Annotated in this window: 20 protein-coding genes and 1 tRNA gene; 12 read left to right on the top strand and 9 right to left on the bottom strand. The window is 57.0% G+C overall.

Going from position 1 to position 22,415, the window contains the following annotated elements; genetic code table 11:
• Positions 1-4: 4 nt before the first annotated feature.
• The 3 genes from surE (at position 5) to FHW16_RS21905 (ending at position 2,905) form a co-directional block, all read left to right on the top strand.
• Complete coding sequence (surE, locus tag FHW16_RS21915) at positions 5-763, top strand: 5'/3'-nucleotidase SurE (protein WP_182551415.1); 759 nt, start codon at positions 5-7, stop codon at positions 761-763.
• On the top strand, positions 760-1,413 hold the full coding sequence (locus tag FHW16_RS21910) for a protein-L-isoaspartate(D-aspartate) O-methyltransferase (RefSeq protein ID WP_182551414.1): 654 nt from the start codon (positions 760-762) through the stop codon (positions 1,411-1,413). Before surE ends, FHW16_RS21910 begins: the two co-directional genes overlap by 4 nt.
• Positions 1,414-1,558: 145 nt before the next feature.
• Positions 1,559-2,905, top strand: a complete 1,347-nt coding sequence (locus FHW16_RS21905; RefSeq protein WP_182551413.1) for a M23 family metallopeptidase — start codon at positions 1,559-1,561, stop codon at positions 2,903-2,905.
• 56 nt (positions 2,906-2,961) lie between these two features.
• Here FHW16_RS21905 and FHW16_RS21900 read toward each other — a convergent pair whose 3' ends face one another.
• Positions 2,962-3,825: an ATP-binding protein gene (locus FHW16_RS21900; protein WP_182551412.1), complete on the bottom strand. Its 864-nt coding sequence runs from the start codon at positions 3,823-3,825 to the stop codon at positions 2,962-2,964.
• 163 nt (positions 3,826-3,988) lie between these two features.
• On the opposite strand from FHW16_RS21900, the gene yajC reads away from it, so the two are divergent.
• The 4 genes from yajC to FHW16_RS21880 are packed head-to-tail and all read left to right on the top strand — an operon-like array spanning position 3,989 to position 7,901.
• Positions 3,989-4,327 carry a preprotein translocase subunit YajC gene (yajC, locus tag FHW16_RS21895; RefSeq protein WP_182551411.1) on the top strand — a complete coding sequence of 113 codons (339 nt, stop codon included), beginning with the start codon at positions 3,989-3,991 and terminating at the stop codon, positions 4,325-4,327.
• Positions 4,328-4,383: 56 nt separating this feature from the next.
• A complete protein-coding gene (secD, locus tag FHW16_RS21890; RefSeq protein ID WP_182551410.1) occupies positions 4,384-6,642 on the top strand; it encodes a protein translocase subunit SecD in 2,259 nt (752 codons plus the stop codon).
• A 5-nt stretch (positions 6,643-6,647) separates the two neighbouring features.
• Complete coding sequence (locus tag FHW16_RS21885; RefSeq protein WP_182551409.1) at positions 6,648-7,037, top strand: MTH938/NDUFAF3 family protein; 390 nt, start codon at positions 6,648-6,650, stop codon at positions 7,035-7,037.
• A gap of 27 nt (positions 7,038-7,064) precedes the next feature.
• On the top strand, positions 7,065-7,901 hold the full coding sequence (locus FHW16_RS21880; RefSeq protein ID WP_182551408.1) for a phytoene/squalene synthase family protein: 837 nt from the start codon (positions 7,065-7,067) through the stop codon (positions 7,899-7,901).
• Positions 7,902-7,939: 38 nt separating this feature from the next.
• Here FHW16_RS21880 and trmFO read toward each other — a convergent pair whose 3' ends face one another.
• Entirely contained in the window at positions 7,940-9,367 is a 1,428-nt protein-coding gene (gene trmFO / locus FHW16_RS21875) for a methylenetetrahydrofolate--tRNA-(uracil(54)-C(5))-methyltransferase (FADH(2)-oxidizing) TrmFO (protein WP_182551407.1), read from the bottom strand.
• A gap of 81 nt (positions 9,368-9,448) precedes the next feature.
• Entirely contained in the window at positions 9,449-10,396 is a 948-nt protein-coding gene (locus FHW16_RS21870) for an aldo/keto reductase (protein WP_182551406.1), read from the bottom strand.
• Positions 10,397-10,536: 140 nt separating this feature from the next.
• Between FHW16_RS21870 and FHW16_RS21865 the strand changes: the two genes are divergently transcribed.
• Positions 10,537-11,115, top strand: a complete 579-nt coding sequence (locus FHW16_RS21865) for a hypothetical protein (RefSeq protein WP_246711888.1) — start codon at positions 10,537-10,539, stop codon at positions 11,113-11,115.
• A gap of 139 nt (positions 11,116-11,254) precedes the next feature.
• On the opposite strand, the gene FHW16_RS21860 is transcribed toward FHW16_RS21865, so the two are convergent.
• Positions 11,255-11,401 (bottom strand): DUF1127 domain-containing protein, encoded by a 147-nt coding sequence (locus FHW16_RS21860; protein ID WP_091878374.1) that lies wholly within the window; start codon positions 11,399-11,401, stop codon positions 11,255-11,257.
• A gap of 268 nt (positions 11,402-11,669) precedes the next feature.
• Here FHW16_RS21860 and FHW16_RS21855 point away from each other — a divergent pair, with 268 nt between their 5' ends.
• The 3 genes from FHW16_RS21855 to FHW16_RS21845 are packed head-to-tail and all read left to right on the top strand — an operon-like array spanning position 11,670 to position 13,347.
• A complete protein-coding gene (locus tag FHW16_RS21855) occupies positions 11,670-12,782 on the top strand; it encodes a DUF2157 domain-containing protein (protein WP_182551405.1) in 1,113 nt (370 codons plus the stop codon).
• The gene (locus FHW16_RS21850) at positions 12,779-12,973 is read left to right on the top strand and encodes a hypothetical protein (protein WP_182551404.1); all 195 of its coding nucleotides are present in this window, start codon (positions 12,779-12,781) and stop codon (positions 12,971-12,973) included. Before FHW16_RS21855 ends, FHW16_RS21850 begins: the two co-directional genes overlap by 4 nt.
• The gene (locus FHW16_RS21845) at positions 12,943-13,347 is read left to right on the top strand and encodes a GDYXXLXY domain-containing protein (RefSeq protein ID WP_182551403.1); all 405 of its coding nucleotides are present in this window, start codon (positions 12,943-12,945) and stop codon (positions 13,345-13,347) included. The genes FHW16_RS21850 and FHW16_RS21845 overlap by 31 nt, the downstream gene beginning before the upstream one ends.
• Here FHW16_RS21845 and FHW16_RS21840 read toward each other — a convergent pair.
• A complete protein-coding gene (locus tag FHW16_RS21840; protein ID WP_182551402.1) occupies positions 13,329-14,105 on the bottom strand; it encodes a class I SAM-dependent methyltransferase in 777 nt (258 codons plus the stop codon). The genes FHW16_RS21845 and FHW16_RS21840 overlap by 19 nt on opposite strands.
• Before the next feature lie 327 nt (positions 14,106-14,432).
• On the opposite strand from FHW16_RS21840, the gene FHW16_RS21835 reads away from it, so the two are divergent.
• The gene (locus FHW16_RS21835) at positions 14,433-15,320 is read left to right on the top strand and encodes an alpha/beta fold hydrolase (protein ID WP_182551401.1); all 888 of its coding nucleotides are present in this window, start codon (positions 14,433-14,435) and stop codon (positions 15,318-15,320) included.
• Positions 15,321-15,338: 18 nt separating this feature from the next.
• Here the strand turns inward: FHW16_RS21835 and FHW16_RS21830 are convergent.
• The 4 genes from FHW16_RS21830 to FHW16_RS21815 all read right to left on the bottom strand — a co-directional run bounded on the left by FHW16_RS21830 (position 15,339) and on the right by FHW16_RS21815 (position 22,018).
• Positions 15,339-15,421: transfer RNA gene (locus FHW16_RS21830), tRNA-Leu, on the bottom strand.
• 92 nt (positions 15,422-15,513) lie between these two features.
• On the bottom strand, positions 15,514-17,598 hold the full coding sequence (locus tag FHW16_RS21825) for a prolyl oligopeptidase family serine peptidase (RefSeq protein ID WP_182551400.1): 2,085 nt from the start codon (positions 17,596-17,598) through the stop codon (positions 15,514-15,516).
• 146 nt (positions 17,599-17,744) lie between these two features.
• On the bottom strand, positions 17,745-20,915 hold the full coding sequence (locus tag FHW16_RS21820; protein ID WP_182551399.1) for an efflux RND transporter permease subunit: 3,171 nt from the start codon (positions 20,913-20,915) through the stop codon (positions 17,745-17,747).
• A complete protein-coding gene (locus tag FHW16_RS21815; protein WP_182551398.1) occupies positions 20,912-22,018 on the bottom strand; it encodes an efflux RND transporter periplasmic adaptor subunit in 1,107 nt (368 codons plus the stop codon). Before FHW16_RS21815 ends, FHW16_RS21820 begins: the two co-directional genes overlap by 4 nt.
• Positions 22,019-22,415: the final 397 nt, after the last annotated feature.

Genomic DNA, 22,415 nt, shown 5'->3' with positions numbered 1-22,415 from the left:
GGCGATGCGCATTCTGCTGACCAACGATGATGGTATTCATGCGGAAGGTCTTGCTGTTCTAGAACGCATCGCCCGCCAGCTTTCCGATGACGTCTGGGTAATTGCACCGGAAACGGATCAGAGCGGCCTTGCGCATTCGCTGACACTTTCAACGCCGTTGCGTCTGCGCGAGATTGATGATCGTCATTATGCCGTGCGTGGCACGCCGACCGACTGCGTGATCATGGGCGTCAAGCACCTGATGCCGGAAGCGCCGGACCTGATCCTGTCCGGGGTCAATTCCGGCTCGAATACCGCCGACGATGTGACCTATTCCGGCACGATCGCTGCGGCAATCGAAGGCACCTTGCTTGGTATCAATTCCATCGCCCTGTCGCAGGAATACAACCTCAACGGCGGCACACGTATCCTGCCATGGGAAGTTGTCGAGCAACGGGCACCAGCCCTTCTGAAGAAGCTTCTCGAGGTTGAACTCGCCAAGGGCGTGCTGCTCAATGTGAATTTCCCGAGTTGCAGCGGCGGAGAACTGGCCGGTGTTCGCGTCACCGCACAGGGCAAGCTCTCCCATGGATTGACTATTGAAGAACGGCAGGACGGACGCGGATTGCCCTATTACTGGTTGCGTTATGGCCGCGGCAAGGACGAGCCTGCGGAAAACAGCGATGTGGCCGCAATCCGCAAGAATTACATTTCGATAACGCCGCTTCAGCTCGATCTGACGGCACACGAAATGCGCCAGACTTTGGAGGATGCGTTCGCATGAAGCCTGCGTTGTCAGAACGGGAAGGCTTTGCCGCCTTCGTCCTGCGCATGCGGTCTTTGGGACTGAGTGACCAGCGGCTCATGGGGGCTTTTGAAGCGACGCCTCGCATGGCTTTTGTTTCCGGCAATCTGGGAACACAGGCCTATGGCGACCGGATGCTGCCCATAGAGTGCGGGGAGTTCATGGAAGGGCTTGATCTGCAGGCGCGATTGATCAAGGCGCTTGATCTCGAGCCGACGCACCGGGTCCTGGAAATCGGCACCGGCACCGGGTTCACCGGCGCGATCATGGCGCGGCTTGCCGGCCGTGTACTGTCGATTGAACGCTATCGCACGTTGATTGAACTCGCCCAGCAGCGCCACCAGACATTGAAGATCGAAAATATCTTCATCAAGCACGCCGATGGCAAGCTCGGTCTTACTCATGATGGTCCGTTCGACCGGATTATTGTCTGGGCTGCGTTTGAAAGCATGCCGCGGCAGTTTGTTGATCTTCTCTCTTCCAACGGTGTGATGATTGCGCCGATCGGACCCGTGGACGGCAAGCAGGTGATGTCGCGTCTCTCCAAAATCGGCAGCCGTTTCGAGCGTGAGGATATGATGCCCGCGCGCTTCCTCCCTCTGCTTGATGGTGTCGCGACGGCCCTTTAACGGGGAGGTTCCGCCACAGGTTTGGCGCAACCCTTTACGGGTTTGGTGAATCTTTTACAAATTTTTTGCTCGTTTTAACGGTCGGGTAACATTAACGCGGTTTAATGGCTCAATATTCTTGTATTGAGTACGGGCGGGATAAGCGATGCGTTTGAGTGTACTAGACAAAGCGTCACGGCGGCTGGCACTGAATGCCAGCATTCTCATGATTGCCGGTTTGGCTGCCGGTTGCAGCTCCGGAGTGTCGCGCTTCACCAGCGCTGACTTCAGCTCCGGCTACAGCGATAACCAGCGTTCGATCATTCAGTCTCCGAATTCTGGTTCGCGAGGCTACACGCCCCCGGTTGATTCAACCTACACGGCGTCGGTCAACCGCAACGCGGTTCCACCAGCAGGGGGTGTCCAGCGCGGCAGCCTGCCGCCAGTGGGTGCTGCAAGTGCTTCGGCGCTTCCGCCGGTCTCCTCGCAGCCGATGCGCCCGGCATTGGCACCCGCAGCAACCCACACGGCTCCCGTCCGCCAGCAGGTCGCCTCGGCACAGCCCATGGGTAACGTTCAGGCACCGCCGCTTGCATCGTCAACCGGTTCGCTGAAGACACCCGATGGCCGCGAAGCGCGCATGCCGACAAATCCATCGCAAGGACAGGTGCCTGCCAATACGGCTGCCATCCTTCCACAGACCCCGCAGGTCAAGGACAGGAACGGTGCCGCTTCGGCTACGCCGGCGAGCCATGGTGGTGCTTACACCGTCCAGAGCGGTGATACACTGCATGCGATCTCTCGCAAGACAGGCGCCAATGTCGAGGCCATCAAGCAGGCCAACAACATGAAGGACGGTACTGTCCGTGTCGGGCAGTCTCTGGTCATTCCGGCGTCAAGTGCCTCGATGGCGCAGAATGTTGCTGCCAACATGAAGGCGAAGGGCTCGATCGATCAGGTCAAGACTGCCGCGACGCCTCCGGTTGAACAGCCCAAGGTTGTTGCAAGCACGGCACCGAATGCAGCGACGACTGCCCCGGCCGCGCCGCAGGCAGACGGTCAGGCTAAGCCTTACACGCCGCCACAGGCGAGCGAAAAGGTGATCGATGATGCGGAGAAGGATGTTGCCTCGGCACCATCCGCCACGGGTGCCTCGCAGATGCGCTGGCCGGTGCGCGGCCGTGTGGTCGCCAATTACGGCAAGGGCAATGATGGTATCGATATTTCGGTTCCGGAGGGTACACCGATCAAGGCCGCTGAAAACGGCGTGGTCATCTATTCCGGCGATGGCCTGAAGGAATTCGGCAACACGGTTCTCGTTCGTCATGACAACGGTCTGGTCACGGTTTACGGCAATGCGAGCAAGCTGAACGTGCAGCGTGGACAGAAGGTCAAGCGCGGCGAAGAACTCGGCCGCTCCGGCATGAGCGGTAACGCCACCTCGCCGAAGCTGCACTTCGAGGTCCGGAAGAATTCGACGCCAGTCGATCCTTCGAAGTACCTGGAATCCTGATCAAATCAGGTTTGAATCAAAGGACCCGCGTAGCGATACGCGGGTCTTTTTGTTTGTCAGAGCTTTTTGCCCAGCCGTCCGGCAAGGTCCTGCGTAAACTGCCAGGCGACACGCCCGGAGCGTGAACCGCGGGTCGTCGACCATTCCAGCGCTTCCGCGTGCAATTCTTCCTTCGGCATTGGCAAGTCGAAATGTGCGGCATAGCCGTCAATCATTGAGAGATAGTCGTCCTGACTGCACTTGTGGAAACCGAGCCACAAGCCAAAGCGGTCCGACAGGGAGACCTTTTCTTCAACGGCTTCCGATGGGTTTATGGCTGTTGAACGTTCATTCTCGATCATATCGCGCGGCAGGAGATGCCGGCGGTTCGAGGTGGCGTAGAAGATTACATTGTCCGGGCGGCCTTCGACACCGCCTTCCAGTGCTGCCTTCAATGACTTGTACGAGGTGTCGTCATGATCGAAGGAGAGGTCATCGCAAAACAGGATGAAACGATATTTTGTGTCCTTGATGGCAGCCATGAGGGCAGGGAGGCTGTCGATATCCTCGCGATGGATCTCAACCAGCTTGAGCGTATTGTCGTTGCCGGGGGCCGCGGCGTTCACAGAAGCATGAACTGCCTTGACCAGGGATGACTTGCCCATGCCGCGCGCGCCCCAAAGCAGCACGTTGTTTGCCTGCAATCCGTCAGCAAAGCGCTTGGTGTTGTCGAAGAGGATGTCGCGGACCCGATCAACGCCACGAATGAGCGAAATATCGACGCGGTTGACCTTGTGAACAGGGTCAAATGCAAGGTGATCAGGGTTCCAGACGAAGCAATCGGCGCCGTCAAGACTGGCTGGTTGCGCTTTTGGCGGTGCCATTCGCTCCAGCACTGCAATCAGACGATCAAGTTTATCTGCCAGCAATTCCTCGGACATTCTTCTCAAGCCTTTGTTTTTTCTGCTTTCAAGCCACTATCATGTTGATGGAAAATCGAAAAGCGGGGTGCGGGATTTTGCACGGTTGCTTTTCCCATTCCAAACATTGTATTGCGCAGGCTCTATAAACATTCAAACACGTATTACTCTGGAGATTGTCTCTATGTTCGTAACTCCCGCATATGCACAGACAACGGGTATCGGTGGTGCGCCGGAAATGCTGATGAGCATCCTGCCATTCATCCTGATTTTCGTGATCATGTATTTCCTGATCATCCGTCCTCAACGCACGCAGATGAAGAAGCGCGAAGAGCAGCTCAAAAACATCCGTCGCGGCGACACCATCGTTACCGGCGGTTTCGTCGCCAAGGTAACGAAAGTGTACGAAGAGACCGGTGAACTCGAAGTTGAAATCGGCGAGGGCGTCAAGGCTCGCGTGATCCGTGCTTTGGTGTCCGATGTGCGCGTCAAAGGCGAACCGGTTGCCGATAACAAGAAATGAGTCATAGTGACAGGGCGGCATCAGGCCGCCCTGTTGATTCTTGAGGTCGCGACTGCATGCTCTACTTTAGCCGCTGGAAGACTCTTCTCATCTGGGCCGTTGTTCTTGTAGGCGTGATCCTGGCTCTGCCAAATCTGTTTACCCCGATCCAGCTGGCAAACCTGCCCAACTGGCTGCCGAAAAAGCAACTCGCGCTCGGCCTTGATCTGGAAGGCGGCTCCCGTATCCGGCTGCAGGTCGACAAGGACAAGCTGGCACAGACCGACGCTGCGATTGAAGTCATGGGCCGCCGTCTGAGCGAGCTTGGCTATACCAACCCCAACGTGGAAAGTCAGAGAAGCGGCCGCGTTCTTGTTGAAGTATCGGGTCTTTATGACTCGCAGTTGCTCAAGGATATTCTGAGCCTCACAGGTCAGCTCAGCTTTCGCATGATCGATACGTCAATGCCGGTGCAGCAGGCTGTTGACGGCACGCCGCCTGACGGAACTGATGTCGTCTATTCCTTTGATGATCCTCCCGTGGCCTATCTGGTCAAGAAAGATCCCATTGTCACCAACGCGAATTTTGTTGGCGCACAGGCGGGTGTCGACACTGCCACACAGCAGCCGGTCATCACATTCAAGCTGGACAGTGCTGGTGCAGAACGGTTCTCCAAGGCAACAAAAGAGAATATCGGAAAGTCTTTTGCCATTGTTCTTGATGATCAGGTGTTGTCTGCGCCGGTTATAAGCGAAGCCATTCCCGGTGATACTGGTCAGATTGCCGGCAATTTCGACCTGTCCGGTGCCAGCAACCTTGCCATCGTCATGCGCGCCGGTGCCTTGCCTGCGCCTGTAACCGTCATTGAAGAGCGTTCGGTTGGGACCGATCTGGGCGCGGCTGCCGTTTCCGCCGGTAAGATTGCCGCGCTTATCGGCGCCGGTCTTGTTATTCTGTTCATGCTTCTGACCTACGGCCTGCTTGGCGTGATTGCGAATATCGCGCTGATCGTGAACATCGTCCTGATCCTGGCTGTTTTGACCATATTCGGCGTTCCGCTCAGCCTTGCGGGTGTTGCGGGTATTGTCCTGACCATTGGTATGGCTGTGGACTCCAACGTTCTGATCTATGAGCGTATTCGTGAAGACAGACGTGCAGGCTTTTCAGTCATTCAGGCCATTGATTCCGGATTTGCCCGGGCACAGGCCACGATCGTTGATGCCAATGTCACCACTTTGATCGCTGCCCTGGTGCTTTTCATTCTGGGCACCGGGCCTGTGCATGGCTTTGCCGTGACGGTCACCATAGGTATCGTGACAACGCTGTTCACGACGTTCACGCTCACGCGCTGGATGGTATCCGCATGGGTACAGTGGTCGAAGCCCAAGGAAGTGCCGCGGGCACCGCTCAAGCTTGTTCCCTACAACACCAGAATACCCTTCATGCGCCTGCGCGGGCTGACGCTCGGTTTCTCGGCGCTGTCCAGCGTTGCGGTCATTGTCCTGTTCATTGTCGTCGGCATGAATTTCGGCATCGATTTCAAGGGCGGGACGATGGTGGAGATTGCCTCCAGTGAAGGGCCGATCGATCTGGACGATGTGTACAGCCGGTTGGATGACCTGAACATCGGCGATGTGAAGATCGAACCGTTCAAATCGGATAATCGCGCGCTCATCACAGTTGGCAGTCAAGGCGAGGGCGAAAATGCCGAGCAGACCGTTGGCGTTAAAATCCGTGGCGAGCTTGATCAGGATTATGAATTCCGACGGGTGGATGTGATTGGTCCGACTGTATCGGGTGAGCTTGCCAAGGCGGGCGGACTGGCTGTTGCGCTCTCTCTCCTGGCAATCTTTGTTTATGTCTGGTTCCGCTTCGAGTGGCACTTTGCCCTTGGCGCGATCATCGCGACTATCCACGATGTGGTGCTGCTGCTTGGCATGTTCATTATCTTCCAGATGGAGTTCAATCTGTGGAGCATCGCGGCGCTTTTGGCCATTGTCGGCTATTCGCTCAACGATACCGTGGTTATCTATGACCGTGTGCGCGAAAACCTGCGGCGGCACGGAAACAGTGTTTCCTTGTCGGCGGTTCTCGATGCCTCTATCAACCAGACCCTGTCGCGTACAATCCTGACGTCTCTGGCCACATTTTTGGCGCTGATCGTTCTTTATGCCTATGGCGGCGACGATATGCGTTCATTTGCCCTGACGATCGCCGTTGGTATCGTCGTTGCGACCTATTCGTCGATCTTTGTCGCCGGTCCATTGCTGATGCTGTTCGGCCTGAAAGGCCGCGATGTGGTCGACGATGCTCGCCCGGCCAACATCGGAGCATAGACGCCGTGGTCAAAGGTATTGAAATCCGCGACGCCCATTTTCCCGGTCGTGCGCCCATCGATGCCTATGGCAATGGCGGGTTCCGGTTTGCGGACATGTCACATCGGGGATCGATCCTGTGCCTGCCATCGGGCATTCACGGCTGGGCGCCGAAGATCGAAACAGCTCTGACAGCAGACGATCTGGCGCTTGTGCTCGAACGGGCTGCGGATATCGAAATTCTGCTGGTGGGGACTGGAACCGAACTGCGGCGTTTGCCGCAGGCTTTGCGTGATGTGCTGCGCGAACACCGCATTTCCTCCGACCCCATGAGTACCGGCGCGGCTGTTCGCACCTATAATGTTCTCCTGGCGGAAGACCGGGCCGTCGCTGCGGCACTGATTGCAGTAGATTAAACCGGTACTTCTCTGTATCCCAGCCCCATGAACGAGAACGAAACCCACTGCTTGCAATTACTGCGGGATGCCGATCCTGACCGTTACCTCTCCGTGCTCTATGCGCCGGAGGGTAAACGTGGTGCATTGGCTGCGCTCTATGCATTCAATGTCGAGATCGCACGTATCCGTGACCTGATCCACGATCCGCTGCCGGGTGAAGTACGGTTGCAATGGTGGCGTGACCTGATCGGCGGCACGGAGCATGGTGAGGTGTCAGGCAACCCGGTAGCTGCGGCTTTGCTGGATGCGATCAAGGCTTACAATCTGCCGCGTGGTGCTTTCGATAACTACTGCGAAGCCCGTATTTTCGATCTCTATGACGATCCTATGCCGAGCCGCAACGACCTGGAAGGTTACTGTGGCGAGACGGCCTCTGCCTTGATCCAGCTTGCCTCCCTTGTGCTTGACCCAGACAAGGCGCCTGCCCATGCGGATGTGGCAGGGCATGCGGGCGTGGCGCAGGCGATTGCCGGGCTCTTACGCCTGTTGCCGCTGCACCGGCGGCGCGGGCAGATATACGTGCCAGCCGATATTCTGTCAGCCGTCGGTTGCAGCAACGAAACACTGCTTCAAGGTGCGGACAAGCAGGCAATCAAGCGGGCCATCGATGCGATGATTGCCTTGGCTGAAGATCATCTTGGGAAATATGAAGCAGCTGCAAAATCGCTGCCCGCATCGTTGCGTCCTGCCTATTTGCCGGTTGCCCTCACCAGAACCTATCTGAAGAAACTCAAGGCCATCGGGTCAGACGCAGCCAATGAGACGCCAGTTGTTTCACCCCTGAAGCGTCAGTGGGTCATGCTCCGGGCATCCATGCGTTAGCCAGCGTAGCATTGGCGTTGTGCAACAGGCTTGGCGCCTTATTCTGCAGCCTCAACCTCAGCTTGAGCCTCAACCACAGCAGGTAGACCCAGCCACGCACGGCAATCGGCAAGAGCGCGTGCGCTCATGGCGCGTTTCTTGGCGTTGGTTTTTTCCTTGCCGCGCAACCGTTTGCCTTCCGTTTTCGGTACCTCAATCGGCGGGAACAGGCCGAAATTGACATTCATCGGCTGGAAAGAGCGTTTGCCGGGCTCTTCATCGCTGACGATGTGTCCGCCGGTGATGTGCCCGAGCAGTGCACCAAAGGCTGTTGTAACGGGGGGCGGGGTCAAAGTCTGGCCCAAACGTTCGGCGGCGGCGAAACGTCCGGCGAGCAAGCCAATGGCTGCTGATTCAACATAACCCTCGCAACCGGTGATCTGGCCCGCGAAACGCAGGCCGGGCCGTGATTTCAGCTGGAGCGTTGGATCGAGCAGGATGGGAGAATTCAGGTATGTATTGCGATGCAGACCACCCAGACGTGCAAATTCCGCATTCTCAAGGCCGGGGATCATCCGGAAAATATCGGTCTGCGCCCCGTATTTCAGCTTCGTCTGGAAGCCGACCATGTTGTAGAGCGTGCCAAGCGCATTGTCCTGCCGCAGCTGCACAACGGCATAGGCCTTGACCGTGGGGTTGTGTTCATTGGTCAGGCCCATCGGCTTCATCGGGCCGTGGCGCAGGGTTTCGACACCGCGTTCCGCCATGACCTCAATCGGCAGGCAACCGTCGAAATAAGGCGTACCTTCCCATTGCTTGAACTCGGTCTTGTCGCCGCCGATGAGTGCCTGCACGAATCCCTCATACTGCTCCTTGGTCATGGGGCAGTTGATATAATCCTTGCCGGTGCCGCCGGGTCCGACCTTGTCGTAGCGCGACTGGAACCAGCATGTGTTCATGTCGATGCTGTCAAAATGCACAATTGGTGCAATGGCATCGAAAAAGGCGAGGGCATCGGCGCCGGTTTGTTTGCCGATGGCTTCGGCCAGAGAGGGAGCCGTCAACGGCCCGGTGGCGATGATGACCTTGTCCCATTCTGCCGGGGGTAGGCCGGTGATCTCTTCGCGCTCGATGGTGATGAGCGGATGAGCTTCCAGCTTCGCTGTGACCGCCTGGGCAAAACCGTCGCGGTCCACGGCGAGAGCGCCGCCCGCAGGAACCTGATGGGAATCGGCTGATGCCATGATCAACGAATTGGCGAGGCGCATTTCCGCATGCAGTACGCCGACCGCGTTGGTTTCGGCATCATCGGAGCGAAAGGAGTTGGAGCAGACAAGTTCCGCAAGGTCCTGCGTCTTGTGCGCGTCAGTGCCGCGAATAGGCCGCATCTCGTGCAGAATGACGGGAATGCCTGCCTCGGCAAGTTGCCATGCAGCTTCGGAACCGGCGAGACCGCCGCCAATGATATGTACGGGTGTGTTTGACATAGCACCCCAATAAACCGTTTGGCGTCAGGCTTCAATGGTGCAAAAGCCGCTGCAGGCTATCCGCAGCGGCTTGTTGAAGTTTCAGGCACTTGCCTTGTCAAGTTCAGCGATATCGCCCGCATCCAGATTGAGCGCGGCAGCATTGATCAGGCTTTCCAGCTGCTGCAATGATGTGGCGCTGGCAATGGGTGCCGTTACGCCTGCACGCGCGATGACCCACGCTACTGCAACCTCTGCCTGTTTTGCCCCGTGTTTGGCTGCAACGGCATCCAGTGCCTCCAGAATGCGGTAGCCGCGCGGATTGAGATAGGTTTTGACGCCTTCGCCGCGCTGGCTCTGGCCCAGATCGGCTTCGCTGCGGTATTTTCCGGAGAGAAACCCGCGCGCGAGGCTGAAATAGGTGATGACGCCGATATCTTCAGCAATGCAGAGATCGCGCAACTGGCCATCGAAACTGCCCCGATCGTAGAGATTGTATTCCGGCTGAAGCACGTCGTAACGGGGCAGGCCATTGGTCTTTGCTACGTCAAGAGCCGCGCGCAACTGGCTCGCATCGAGGTTGGAAGCACCGATGGACTTGACCTTGCCGGCTTTCAGCAATGTGTCATAGGCAGCAAGCGTTTCCTCATAGGGCGTTTCAGAATCGGGCCAATGGGACAGATAAACGTCGATGGCCTCCACCTGCAGGCGTTTCAGTGATGCCTCGACCGCCTTGGCGATGTAGGTTGATGAAAGATCCTTCTTGCCCTGACCCATGTCGCCGCCGACCTTGGTGATGATCGTCACCTTGTCGCGTGCATTTCGGGCTTTCATCCATTCGCCAATGATCGTTTCGGATTCGCCACCGCTGTTTCCGGGAACCCAGCGTGAATAGACATCGGCTGTATCGATAGCATTGAGCCCCGCATCGACGAAACGGTCGAGCAGATCGAAGGAAGTCTTCTTGTCGGCGGTCCAGCCGAAGACATTACCACCGAAAACCAGCGGGGCAATGGAAAGGCCGGTGCGGCCAAGAGGGCGTTTTTGCATGATTGATCTCCCGGGAGGATGTGTGGGGATTTCGAATGTAGGGCGCCTTAGCCCATGTTTCCACCCGCAATCGACGCCGTGCGGTAACCAAATGCCACGAGTCTGGTAGGTTTAAACGGCCACCCTGCTATAATGCGTGCATGAAAATATCCGGCTCAAGGCTTTATCTGCCGCTGCTGGTTTTTGCAGCACTGTTGGGATGGACTTCTTCCGCCGGGGCGCAGAGCTTCCGCGTCTGCCATGGCTATGGCTGCTATTTCCAGACACCGGTGACGTTGACATCAGGCGATCGCAGCCGGATTGCCGGTATCATGGCAAGTGGACGCAAATCGGCGGAAGCGGAACGCGCCGCGATCCGGCGCGCCGTGCAGGTATTCGAACTGCGTTCGACACAGGTCATTGGGGTGGCAGACCGGCCAAAGATGGCGTTCGGCGCCGCACGTGAAAAAGGTCAGATGGACTGTGTGGATGAATCCACCAATACGGATCATTTTCTGCGCTATCTGCAAAGTGCAGGCATGCTCCGGCATCACAGCGTCGGCCGCCGTGAATCGCGCGGGAGCTTCTTTGACGGTCGTTATCCGCATTTTGCAGCGGTGCTCCGCGACGCATCAGGGACGCTTTGGGCAGTCGATTCCTGGTACGAACCTGCGGGCGGAAAGCCCGATGTCATGCGTTTAGCAGAATGGAAAGAGCGGGGTTTCAACAGCCAGAGATAGGCCGGAAACAACAACACCCACCGCGGGAGGAGGTGCGGTGGGTGCCGTTTTGTAAAGACCGGCTGGGAGGAGGAGTGCCGGTCTTTGATCGCGGAGGCTCTGGGAGGAGGATGAGCCCCGGCGATATTCTGTTATGCGATTAGCGTACTGCGGACTTCTTGGCGACGAACGGGATGTCCGAGCGGGAAATGCCCAGGTCGTTCAGTTCGCGGGTCGACAGACGGTTCAGCTCGGAAACCGTGTCACGATAACGGCGCCAGTTGCTGTAAGAGCGGATAAGGTTCATTTCAATCACCATTCGGTTCGTTTGTTTCGTTGATCACTCTTGATCGTTGAGCTGAAGATAGTGGATGCCTCGTCGAATGTGCAGAGCCAAGTTTGCAGGTCAGCTATGCAGATGTTGCATTGCATCATTAATCGATTTGATTTGCTGCGCCGCACAATTGTCATCTTTATGATTTTTGCCCGAATACGGCTGTAATTGCGTTCTCATTACGGCTGGCGTTAAGAGGGGCAGGACCCTAGTCTTAGATCTCGAATCAGGAGCGGAATGCATGATAATCGGCTTCACACTGCGCAAGCACATTGCACGGTGGCAGCATGACGGGCTGATCGACGAAGCCACGGCGGAGCGCTTACGCAAAGATATTGCCGGGCAAGGCTTCAGTTTCGGTCTGGGCAATGTGCTGGCCATCCTCGGTGCCATTCTGCTCGGTACCGCGCTGCTCTCCCTGATCGCTGCCAACTGGGAGGCAATGCCGAGGCTGGTTCGCGTTGGATTGATCTTCGTTGTTTTATGGGGTGGCTATCTCGGTGGCGCCTGGCGGGCGAGCCGGGGTGACAAGGTTTTCAGCGAAGCGCTCTATCTGATAGCTGCAATAGGCTTTGGTGCCGGCATCGCACTTATCGGGCAGATGTATCACCTATCCGGCGATGTGACGTCTGCTGCTCTTCTGTGGACTGGCGGAACGGTCGTGGCCGCGTTGCTGTTGCGCTCACCTGCGCTTGTGGCTGCGAGCGTTGTCATCACAGCATTCTATCTTGTGGCAAGTCTGGAACCGGAAACAGCGTGGCGTCTGAGCTATCTCTGGATTGTTCCGATCCTTGCCGTAGTGGTGGCGGGCCTGATCTGGTACACCAAAGCAGATGTGGCACGGCATTTTCTGGCAGTATTGCTGCTCGTCTTTGTCGCTGTCGTTCATTTCGACCTCAGTTCCAGCGGCATGGTGTGGCTGGCACTTGTGGTTGGACTTGGCCTGTTTCTCGTCGATGCGCTGAAATCCCCAATGCTGGACCGTGTTACCGGATGGAGTATTGCTCTTGGCGCATATGGCTTTCTTGCTGCCCACCTGGCGCTGATGCTCTTCCAGTTTGATGATCACGTGATCGGCCATTCCCGTGAAGTGGTGATCGGCTTTGCCATTCTTGTGCTGGCAATTGCGGGACTGGCTCTATCCGGTCATCGCAATCTAGCCGTACGGTGGAGCGCCTACGGCGTGTTCTGTGTTGAAGTTCTCTACCTCGCCTTTGAAACCATCGGCTCTCTGATTGGCACGGCGGGCTTCTTCCTCACTGTCGGTGTGCTGGTGCTGCTGCTCGCGGTGTTCGTCATCCGCATGGAACGGCGTCTTCAGAAAAAGAGTCTGCTGAAGGAGGTAGAACCATGAAAATAAATCGTTTTCTGCTGTCCGGAGCTCTCATTGCCCTTCTGCAGACCGGTACGCTTTATGCCATGGTGGAAAAGCACGCGATGGTTTTGCGCCACGGCACATCGATTATGCTGGAGACAGAACCAGTTGACCTCGGGATCTCCTTCGCGGCGAATATGTGCGGCTCGGCTATGGCATTTCATCCTTAGCAGCGGACAAGATAACCGGACAGAAACCGGATACGAAAGGCCTCATCGACGTCTATGTGGTTGTCAGAGAAGGGGCGGACGGCCGATGGGGTTTCGCCAGTGCTTCCTGGCAGAAGCGCACGGATCTCTCTACCGGTGAAGTCGAGCTTCATGGCCGGACATTCAATCATTCCTATGCGGGCGCAAATGGCTCTTACGGGGTTCGATATGGCGTCGAACGCTATTATCTTCCGGAGGGCTGGGGTCATGCGATTGAAGATGTGCAGAGGGAGCGCAAGATTGATGCGGTGATTGCCGTCTCGCCATCAGGTGATGCGCAAATTCGCGCCCTCAAGGACAATGGCCACCTGCTGTATCAGGAACCCGCATACTGAGCGGTAATAATCCACGCGCGCGAGTCAAAGAGTACGCCCTCCGTGGTCATATGCGCTTCCAGTAAATCGCGCAGTCGATGCATTGCCTTGTCAGGCGCTGCATCGGTTCGGTCGAGCGCATCCTTTACAAGATAGAGGTGGATGAGCGCGTCAAACGCCCCGTCGACGTCGCGCCCATAGAAGACCGGTTCTCGCACGTCGATAAAATCGATCGAGACAAAGCCGGCTGCGCTCAGAAGTTTTGCAGCAGTGGCGGGATCACCCAGTGAAAACGGATTGGGAGCATCTGCGGAAACTGCGGTTCCCGGCGCCAATGCTTGCCGAATGGCACCAGACCATTCGTTGCGCTCCTGGCCCTGCCACACCATCCATGCAAGGCGCGCGTCCGGACGCATTGCGCGGGCGACATTGGCAAACGCCGCCGCCGGATCAGCAAAGAACATTACGCCAAACCGGCTGATGCAAATATCGAAACTGGCAGTGGGAAATGCATGGTTCTGGGCGTCGCCCTGCTCAAACGCAACATTTTGCAGCCCCGCTTCGCGGGAACGTTGTCGGGCAACCTCAAGCATCTCAGAGGACGTATCTACGCCGATCACGTGGCCTTCAACCGCAGCGCGGGCGGCCTCACGAGTCGATTGCCCAGCCCCGCAACCGATATCGAGCACACGGTCACGTACTCCAACGCTGGCGGCGGTGCGCAAATGTGCATTGTGCCGTTTTAACTCTGCATCATAGAAGTCAGCACGATCCCACATCTCCACCCTCACTTGGTTTTGTCCCGGTCATTTGACGGACGTTCGTTCTTCGTCACTTCCATGGCGGCTTCATGGGTTGATGGGGCAGCCTGCGCGATTGTTCAAGTATATCCATTGTTCTGGGTAAACCGGTTGCAGAATAGGATCGGTTGTGCGATAACACAACCGATTGCAAAATGCAATCGGATGGAAGAAGCCTGATTGACCACTGCATCGCACCCGGACCCATAAGTCTTACCTGCCGGGCTCTACTGCGGTGCCACGGGTGACAACACTTTCATCTCAGCTTTTGCATTTCATCCTTTGCAACGGGGAGGAATCACTGAAATGAATGAACGTATCATCGTGGCTGACGGTGTGGAAATTGCCACGCAGGTTTTTGGCGACCCGACCCATGAGCCTATCCTGCTCATTATGGGTGCCATGGCCTCAATGTTGTGGTGGCCGGAGGCGTTTTGCCAGCAGCTCGCCGCCCAGGACCTCTATGTCATCCGTTACGACAACCGCGACACCGGCCTTTCAACCTTCTATGAGCCGGGCAGCCCGCCTTATACGATGGACGATATGGCGGAGGACGCAATGCGCGTGCTCGATGCTTACGACATCGACAGCGCCCATCTGGTCGGTATGTCACTGGGCGGGATGATCGCACAGATCGCCGTTCTCGCCCATCCAGCGCGGGTGAGAACGTTGACGCTGATCTCAACCACCCCGATCGGCGTTGATACTTCTGCTCTACCTCAGACCAGCGATGCCTATATGGAGCACGCGGCGGCGGGCGAGAACATCGATTGGGCCGACAACACTCAGGTCATCAACTTCATCGTCAAGGATACGCGGATGATAGCTGGCACGGCGCACCCCTACGACGAGGTGCATGCCCGTGAACTTGTGGAGCGCGACGTCAAACGCACAAAAAACTTCGTCAGTGCTACCAACCATTTCATGCTGAAAAGGGGCGATGCGAGCAAGCCGGGCGAGTTGGCCGCGCCTCTTCTCATCGTTCATGGTACGGCAGACCCGATCTTCCCGGTCGAGCACGGCGAATTACTGGCAGAAACCGTTGAAGGTGCTGAGCTTCTCCGTCTTGAGGGCGGAGGCCATGAAATTCATCCCCAGGATTGGGTTGAAATCATTTCGGCCATCGGCGCTCATACAGGTGCATGGCATCCCTCAAAGCTACCTCAGGTGATGGTCAAAAACCCAATAAAATAGCCATGTTTTAAGAAGGAGTGGTGCGGATAGAGGGACTCGAACCCCCACGGTCTCCCGCCAGAACCTAAATCTGGTGCGTCTACCAATTTCGCCATATCCGCAGATGGGGACCACATTCGGCCCCCAAGCGCCGGTCTCTATATCACCCTCTTCACAGGGGTCAAAGGAAAAAGCCGCTGTTTGAACAGTATTACTACAGGGCAGGCTCCCAACCGATAGCGTCGCGCAGAAACGCGTATCCCAGCGCAATGAAGCTTGCCCGTTCCTTGTTGTCCTTGCCGTAGCCATGCCCGCCCGCCTCGGGTTCGTAGAAATAGGCGTTGTAGCCAAGCCCTTGAAGTTTTTCCGCCATCTTGCGGGCATGTCCGGGATGAACGCGGTCATCCCTGCGGGTCGTTGCGATTAAGATCGGCGGGTAGGGACGACCGGGTAGCGCGTTGTGATAAGCGGACAGTTCTTTGAGAAAGGCCCAGTCTTCGACTTTATCAGGATCGCCATACTCGTCGATCCAGCTCGCGCCGGCGAGAAGTTTGCTGTAGCGGCGCATGTCGATCAGCGGAATGGTACAGAACAGGGCGCCGAAGCGCTCGGGATAGCGTGTCAGCATATTGGAAATCAAAAGACCGCCATTTGAACCACCCTCTGCCCCGATGCGATCTGCCCTTGTAACACCGCGGCGGACCAGATCGGCTGCGACGGCGGCAAAATCATCATGCGAAAGTTTCTTGCCCGCCCGGCGTCCAGCCTCGTGCCATGCGGTGCCGAACTCGCCGCCGCCCCGCAGATTGGCAACCACACTGGTGCCTCCGCGCTCCAGCCACAGTTTGCCGATGGATGCGCTGTAGTAAGGCTCCATCGACAGGCCGAACCCGCCGTAGCCGGTCATGTACACCGGGGCATCGCCTGTTTCACGCTTCGGTCCGATCTGCGTGTAGGGGATCGACTCGCCATCGCTGGAGATTGCCTCGTGCCGCGTAACAACAAGACTGGTGACGTCGAACAGAGCCGGGCTTTGTTTCAGCAATTTGGGTGCGGCGATGGCCTTGGGCCTGGCAATGTCCAGTAGAAGCACCTGTGGTGGCGTTATCGGATCCTGTGCTGCTACCAGCAATTCTCCGTTTGTGTGATTGTGCTCGACATCCAGCGACCAGATGTGAACAATACCTTCGGTTGGCAGTGCGGAAATCGGTGTTTTTACCCATTCACCTTCCGTTGGCTCGAAAATCTCGAAGCGCGGCGCAAGATTATCGAGATAGGAGATCACCAGCTTTTGATCGTTCCAGAAGAAGCCTTGCAGGGCGCGGCGGGCGGCTGGCTCGAAAAGAACCTGAAAATCGCGATCTCCGGCAAGAAATGCCTGAAGCGAAATACCGAGCAGTGTGTCGGCAGGATAGGTCACGCCGGCGATTGTCCAGTCTTCTCTCGGTTTGACCGTAAACCAGAGATTATAGGAATTCCACCAAGCCGTTGCCGGCACTTCAACGCGCTGTTTGGGTCCGCTGCGATCTCCCAGCCATCCCGTTGTTTCGAAGAAGGCATGCCGTTCGACAAACCAAAGCCGTTCATTGCCGCTGCTATGATCGATATCAACGCCGACGGCCATGGATTCGGGCCCGCATTCAAAGATGACGGGTGCTGCAAGTGGATCAGTCCCGCGTTGCCACAGGCGCACAGTGCGGGCATAGCCGGATTGCGTGGCCATGCCTTCGCCCAAGGCGCTCGATATCAGAACCGTGTCCAGATCAAGCCAGCCAAGTCCGCCCTTCGCTTCGGGCAGGTTGAAACCATTGTCGATGAAACAAAGGGTTTCCAGATCAAACTCGCGATTAACCACCGCGTCACTGCCACCGCGCGACAGTCCGATGATCGCCCGCTGGCGCTTTTCCGGCTCAATCTGGGCACCGGCCCAGATCCAGTCGTCATTCTCCGATTTGGCCAACGCATCGATATCGAGGAGAAGCTCCCATTCCGGCGCTGCTGTTTTGTAGGATGCCATTTTTGTGCGGCGCCACAGACCACGCGGGTTCTGTGCATCCTGCCAGACATTGTAGAGATAATCACCGCGCCGTCCGACCATGGGAATCTTGTCAGGCCGGTTGAGAATGTCCGTCAGGGTATCGCGGTCATGCTCAAACTGCTGGCCGCCAAACCGCTGCAAGGTTGCGGCGGATTGTTTCTCAACCCATTCGAGAGGCTTGGAACCGTCAATTTCTTCGAGCCAGATGTGCGGATCGTCATCGGGGGCCTCGACGGTCGGGCGGATGTCTTGAACGGTCATGAGCGTCACTTTCCTGCAGAATCTGCCGGGCAGTCTGGTGAAAGCGGCGCGTTTTGCAATGCCTCGAAGCATCAATTTGCATGCCAATGAAAAATCGCGCCGGGGTTGAGCCCGGCGCGATCTGTTTGTGTCCGGAAGCCTTTGGTCTAGTGGGCCGGGGCTTCGGTAGGGGTCTCTGCCGGCGCTTTCTTGCGCCCGAAGGAGCGAAGGGCGACGTAGAACACCGGTGTCAGGAACAGGCCGAAGAATGTCACGCCGAGCATGCCGGAGAACACCGCCGTACCGAGTGACTGACGCATTTCCGCGCCGGGACCCTGGGCAATCATCAGCGGAACAACGCCGAAGATAAAGGCAAAGGCTGTCATCAGGATGGGGCGAAGACGCAGCCGGCTGGCTTCGATAGCGGCTTCAACCGGGGTTGCTCCTTCTGCCTGATGCTGGCGGGCGAATTCCACGATCAGGATCGCGTTCTTCGCCGCCAGACCAATCAGAACGACAAGGCCAATCTGGGTCAGGATATTATTGTCCATCCCACGCAGGAACACGCCTATCAGCGCGGCCAGAACCGCCAGAGGTACGATCAGGATAATTGCCAGCGGCAAGACCCAACTTTCATATTGCGCCGCCAAGGCAAGGAAGACGAACACCACGGAAAGCCCGAAGATCAGGATTGCGGTGTTACCCGTTTGTCTTTCCTGAAGCGCGAGTTCTGTCCACTGGAAAGTGGTGCCGGCGGGCAGGGTCTTGGTTGCCAGAGCTTCCATCTTGTCGAGTGCTGTACCCGTGGAAACACCGGGTGCGGCATTGCCCTGCAGCGGAACAGACACGTACATGTTGTATCGCTGTACGAGCGAGGGCCCGTTTGTATCCCTGATGTTTATCAGCGTACCAAGTGGCACCAGCGCACCCGTGGCCGAGCGCACTTTCAGAGCAAGGATGTCGGTTCGATCCAGCCGGTACTGCTGATCCGCCTGCGCCCGCACCTGATAAACGCGGCCGAAGGCATTGAAGTCATTGACATATGACGTACCGAGGTTGGTCGAAAGTGCTTCAAAGATGTTTGGAATGGGCACGTTCAGAGCCTGAGCTTTGTCGCGGTCAATCTCGAGGAAATATTGTGGGCTGTTGGCAGAAAATGTGGTGTAAACGCCGGTCAGACCCGGTGTCTGGTTGGCTTCACCCATCATCTGGTATGCCAATCCCAATATGCGCCGCATATCGGAACTGTCACGGTCGAGGAGCTGCATCTTGAAGCCGCCGGCATTGCCGACACCTCTGATCGGCGGTGGAGGAACGGCAATGATAAAGGCTTCCTGTATGCTTTGCAGACTGCCATAGACCTGACCAATGATGGAATTGGCCGTTTGTCCATTCTTGATCCGGTCCGCGAATGGCTGGAATGGGACGAATACCACGCCGGAATTCGACGCGTTGGTGAATGTGGCGCCGTTGAAACCGGCAAAGGCAATCGCGTTTCTGACGCCCGGAATGCCTTTGATGATTTTTGACGCTTTTTCGATCACCGCGTCCGTGCGGGCGAGAGATGCCCCGTCAGGTAACTGGACAACCACGATTGCATAGCCCTGGTCCATTGGAGGCACAAAGCCTCGCGGGACCGTTACGGCCATAAACCAGGTGGCACCAAGCAGGCCGACGAACACCAGCAGGGAGGCGAGGAGGCCGACGGTCGATCCGACGAGATGCCGGACGACCCAGGAATAGCCATTCGCCATTTTGTCGAAGCCCGTATTGAAGCCATTGGCCAGGGCTCGTCCAAACCGCGCTGCAGGATTATTTGAGACCGCGTGGTCATGCGGGCGCAATACAATCGCTGCCAGAGCGGGGGATAGTGTCAGTGAGTTAAGCGCCGAAATGGCGGTTGCTGCCGAGATTGTCACGGCAAACTGGATGTAGAACTGGCCGGATATGCCAGGAATGAAGGCTGTCGGCGCAAACACCGCGATCAGCACCAGAGAAATGGCGATAACAGCGGTTCCCACCTCATCCATGGTGACATGCGAGGCCTGTTTCGGGCTCATGCCGGCTGCAAGGTTTCGTTCAACGTTCTCCACCACCACGATCGCGTCGTCCACGACAATACCGATAGCGAGAACCAGACCAAACAGGGTCAGCATATTCAGCGAGAAGCCGAATGCCGAGAGTATCGCAAAAGTACCGATCAGCGACACCGGGATGGCAACGATCGGGATGATCGCCGTTCGCCACGATTGCAGGAAGACGAGAACAACCAGCGCGACGAGGATCACGGCTTCGAAGATCGTCTTGTAAACATCGGAGATCGATTCAGCGATGAATTCCGTCGGGTCGTAGACGATGTCATATTTCAGACCTGGAGGGAAATCCTTGGAGAGCTCCTCCATTGTGGATCTGATTGATTCCGCCGCGGCAAGAGCATTGGTGCCGGGACGGCTGAAAATGCCGAGCGCCACAGCGGGACTGCCGTCCAGATAACTGTTGGTGACATAATCCTTGGCGCCAAGCTCGATGCGCGCAACGTCCTGCAACTGTACGAGACGACCATCACCGCTTGTTTTGACGATGACATACCGGAATTGCCGGGCGTCACTGAAGCGGCCCTGCATGGTGACCGTGTACTGGAAGGCACTCGTGCCGGGTGTAGGCGGCCCGCCAATGGCACCGCCATTGACCTGTACGTTCTGGTCGCGCAGCGCCTGAACCACGTCAGCGGACGTCATGCTGTAGGCGGCCAGTTTCTGCGGGTCGAGCCAGATACGCATGGAATATTGTCGCTCGCCGAAGATGGTGACTTCACCGACACCGTCGAGCCGCAACAGCACGTCGCGGATACGGGTGTTGGCGTAATTGGACGCGTAGAGCTGGTCATAACGGTTATCGGGCGAAAGGACGTGCACGACCATCATCAGGTCGGGCGAGCTTTTCGTCGTGGTGATACCGTTGCGCTGCACGTCCTGCGGCAATTGCGGCACCGCGATAGCCACGCGGTTCTGTACCAGAACCTGTGCCTTGTCGAGATCCGTGCCCAGTTTGAACGTGATCGTCAGCGCCATCGAACCGTCGGCGGTCGAATAGGAGGACATATAGAGCATGTCCTCGACGCCGTTGATCTGTTGTTCGATAGGAGTGGCGACCGTATTGGCAATGGTTTCGGCATCAGCACCCGGGTAGGCGGTGCGGACAACGATGGTCGGCGGTGCAATTTCCGGATACTGGGCTACGGGAAGCTGTGTGTAGGCGATACCGCCAACAATCAGCAGCACAATGGACAGGACCGACGCAAAGATCGGCCTGTCGATGAAGAAATGCGCAAACCTCATTGGCCCGCCTCCGGCGCCTTAACCTCCGGCGGAAGCTGGACAAGCTCAGGTTTGACCTTAATACCGGGCCGTACGCGCATCAGGCCATTGACGACGATTGTTTCATCGCCGTTCAGACCACTGCGAATAACACGATAGCCGTAAAGCTTGGGTCCAAGGCGGACGGGCTTGGTGGTGACTGTGTCATCGGCGTTGACGACGTAGACAACGCGTTCGTTCTGATCGGAACCAACGGCTTCGTCAGGGACGAGGGTGCCCTTGTAGGTGTTCGAGGCCGCCACCTCAACGCGGCCAAAAAGGCCCGGTTGCAGAACGAACTTTGGATTGTCGAAGCGCGCACGCACGCGCATCGTACCCGTTGCATCGTCGAGCCGGTTTTCAGCAAAGTCGAGCTTGCCCTTAAAGGGCGCTTCGTTCGAATCGGTGAGCCGTACCGTCACCTCAAGGCCGCCGCCGCCTTCCTGCAGATTGGCGCCGTTTTCACGGGCTGTCTTCGCATAGGACAACAGATTGCGTTCGTCGACATCGAAATAGAAATCGATCGGATCGAGCGAAACGATTGTGGTGAGGATGGTGTCATTGGCATTAACCAGATTGCCGACCGAGATGAGCCTGCGGTCAATACGGCCATCCTGAGGGGCGGTGATCTGCGTGTAGTTGAGATTGAGCTGAGCCGCATCGACGGCGGCCTGCGCACCGACCACATTGGCCTGACCGGCGAGATAGGCACGCCGTTGGTCATCCAGCGTCGATACGGAGAGTGTTCCGCTGCCGGTGAGCGACTGCGTGCGCTTGAACTGGGCTTCCGCATAGGTTTCCGTGGTCTTGGCCACTTCCAAAGCGGACTGAGCCTGTGCAAGCGCCGATACATAGGGTCGCTGATCGATGGTGAACAACGGATCACCTTTTTTGACCAGGGCACCATCCTTGAAGTGGACGCTGTCGAGATAGCCGTCGATGCGCGATCGCACGGAAACCTGATCAACGGCTTCGAAACGGCCGATGAATTCATCGCTGTCGATGACATCGCGGACAACGGGTTTTGCTACAGTGACGGTTGGAGGCGGTGGAGCATTCTGCGCCAGCACCGGGGAAGTGCTCATAAGCGCGATTGCAAAGCCAATTTTGAATGTAGAGAGAGAATTCCGTGACAAGGGCAGGCCTCCATGACGATCAGACTTCCAGGCATATCGGGATGCATGTGCATCTCCGTCAGTTCTGGTAGTTCATCACACGGCTACGAGTCAGATAATGAGCTGACCAGAACAGCTGGAACGCTGGTGCCGCGGACAAACAAGTCAGTTTCTCAGATTGTATCGATTTAGTATTTAGTTTCGATAGGGACCAGCGCAAGGGCAGTTCCAAATTCCGTCAAGGCATATTTCCAACAGGCTATCGATGGTCCCCATCCGTTAAGATTTGCACAGTTGCACATTGTTGTCATCAGACAAATATTTCACTTCCTTTTGTGATCACGATTATGCCGGACTCGTGTTGCAA

This window comes from Phyllobacterium myrsinacearum, from assembly GCF_014138285.1.
In the GTDB taxonomy this organism is placed as follows: Bacteria; Pseudomonadota; Alphaproteobacteria; order Rhizobiales; family Rhizobiaceae; genus Phyllobacterium; species Phyllobacterium myrsinacearum_A.
Note: the sequence above shows the minus strand (reverse complement) of the source record. Positions and strands in the feature narration are given on the sequence as shown.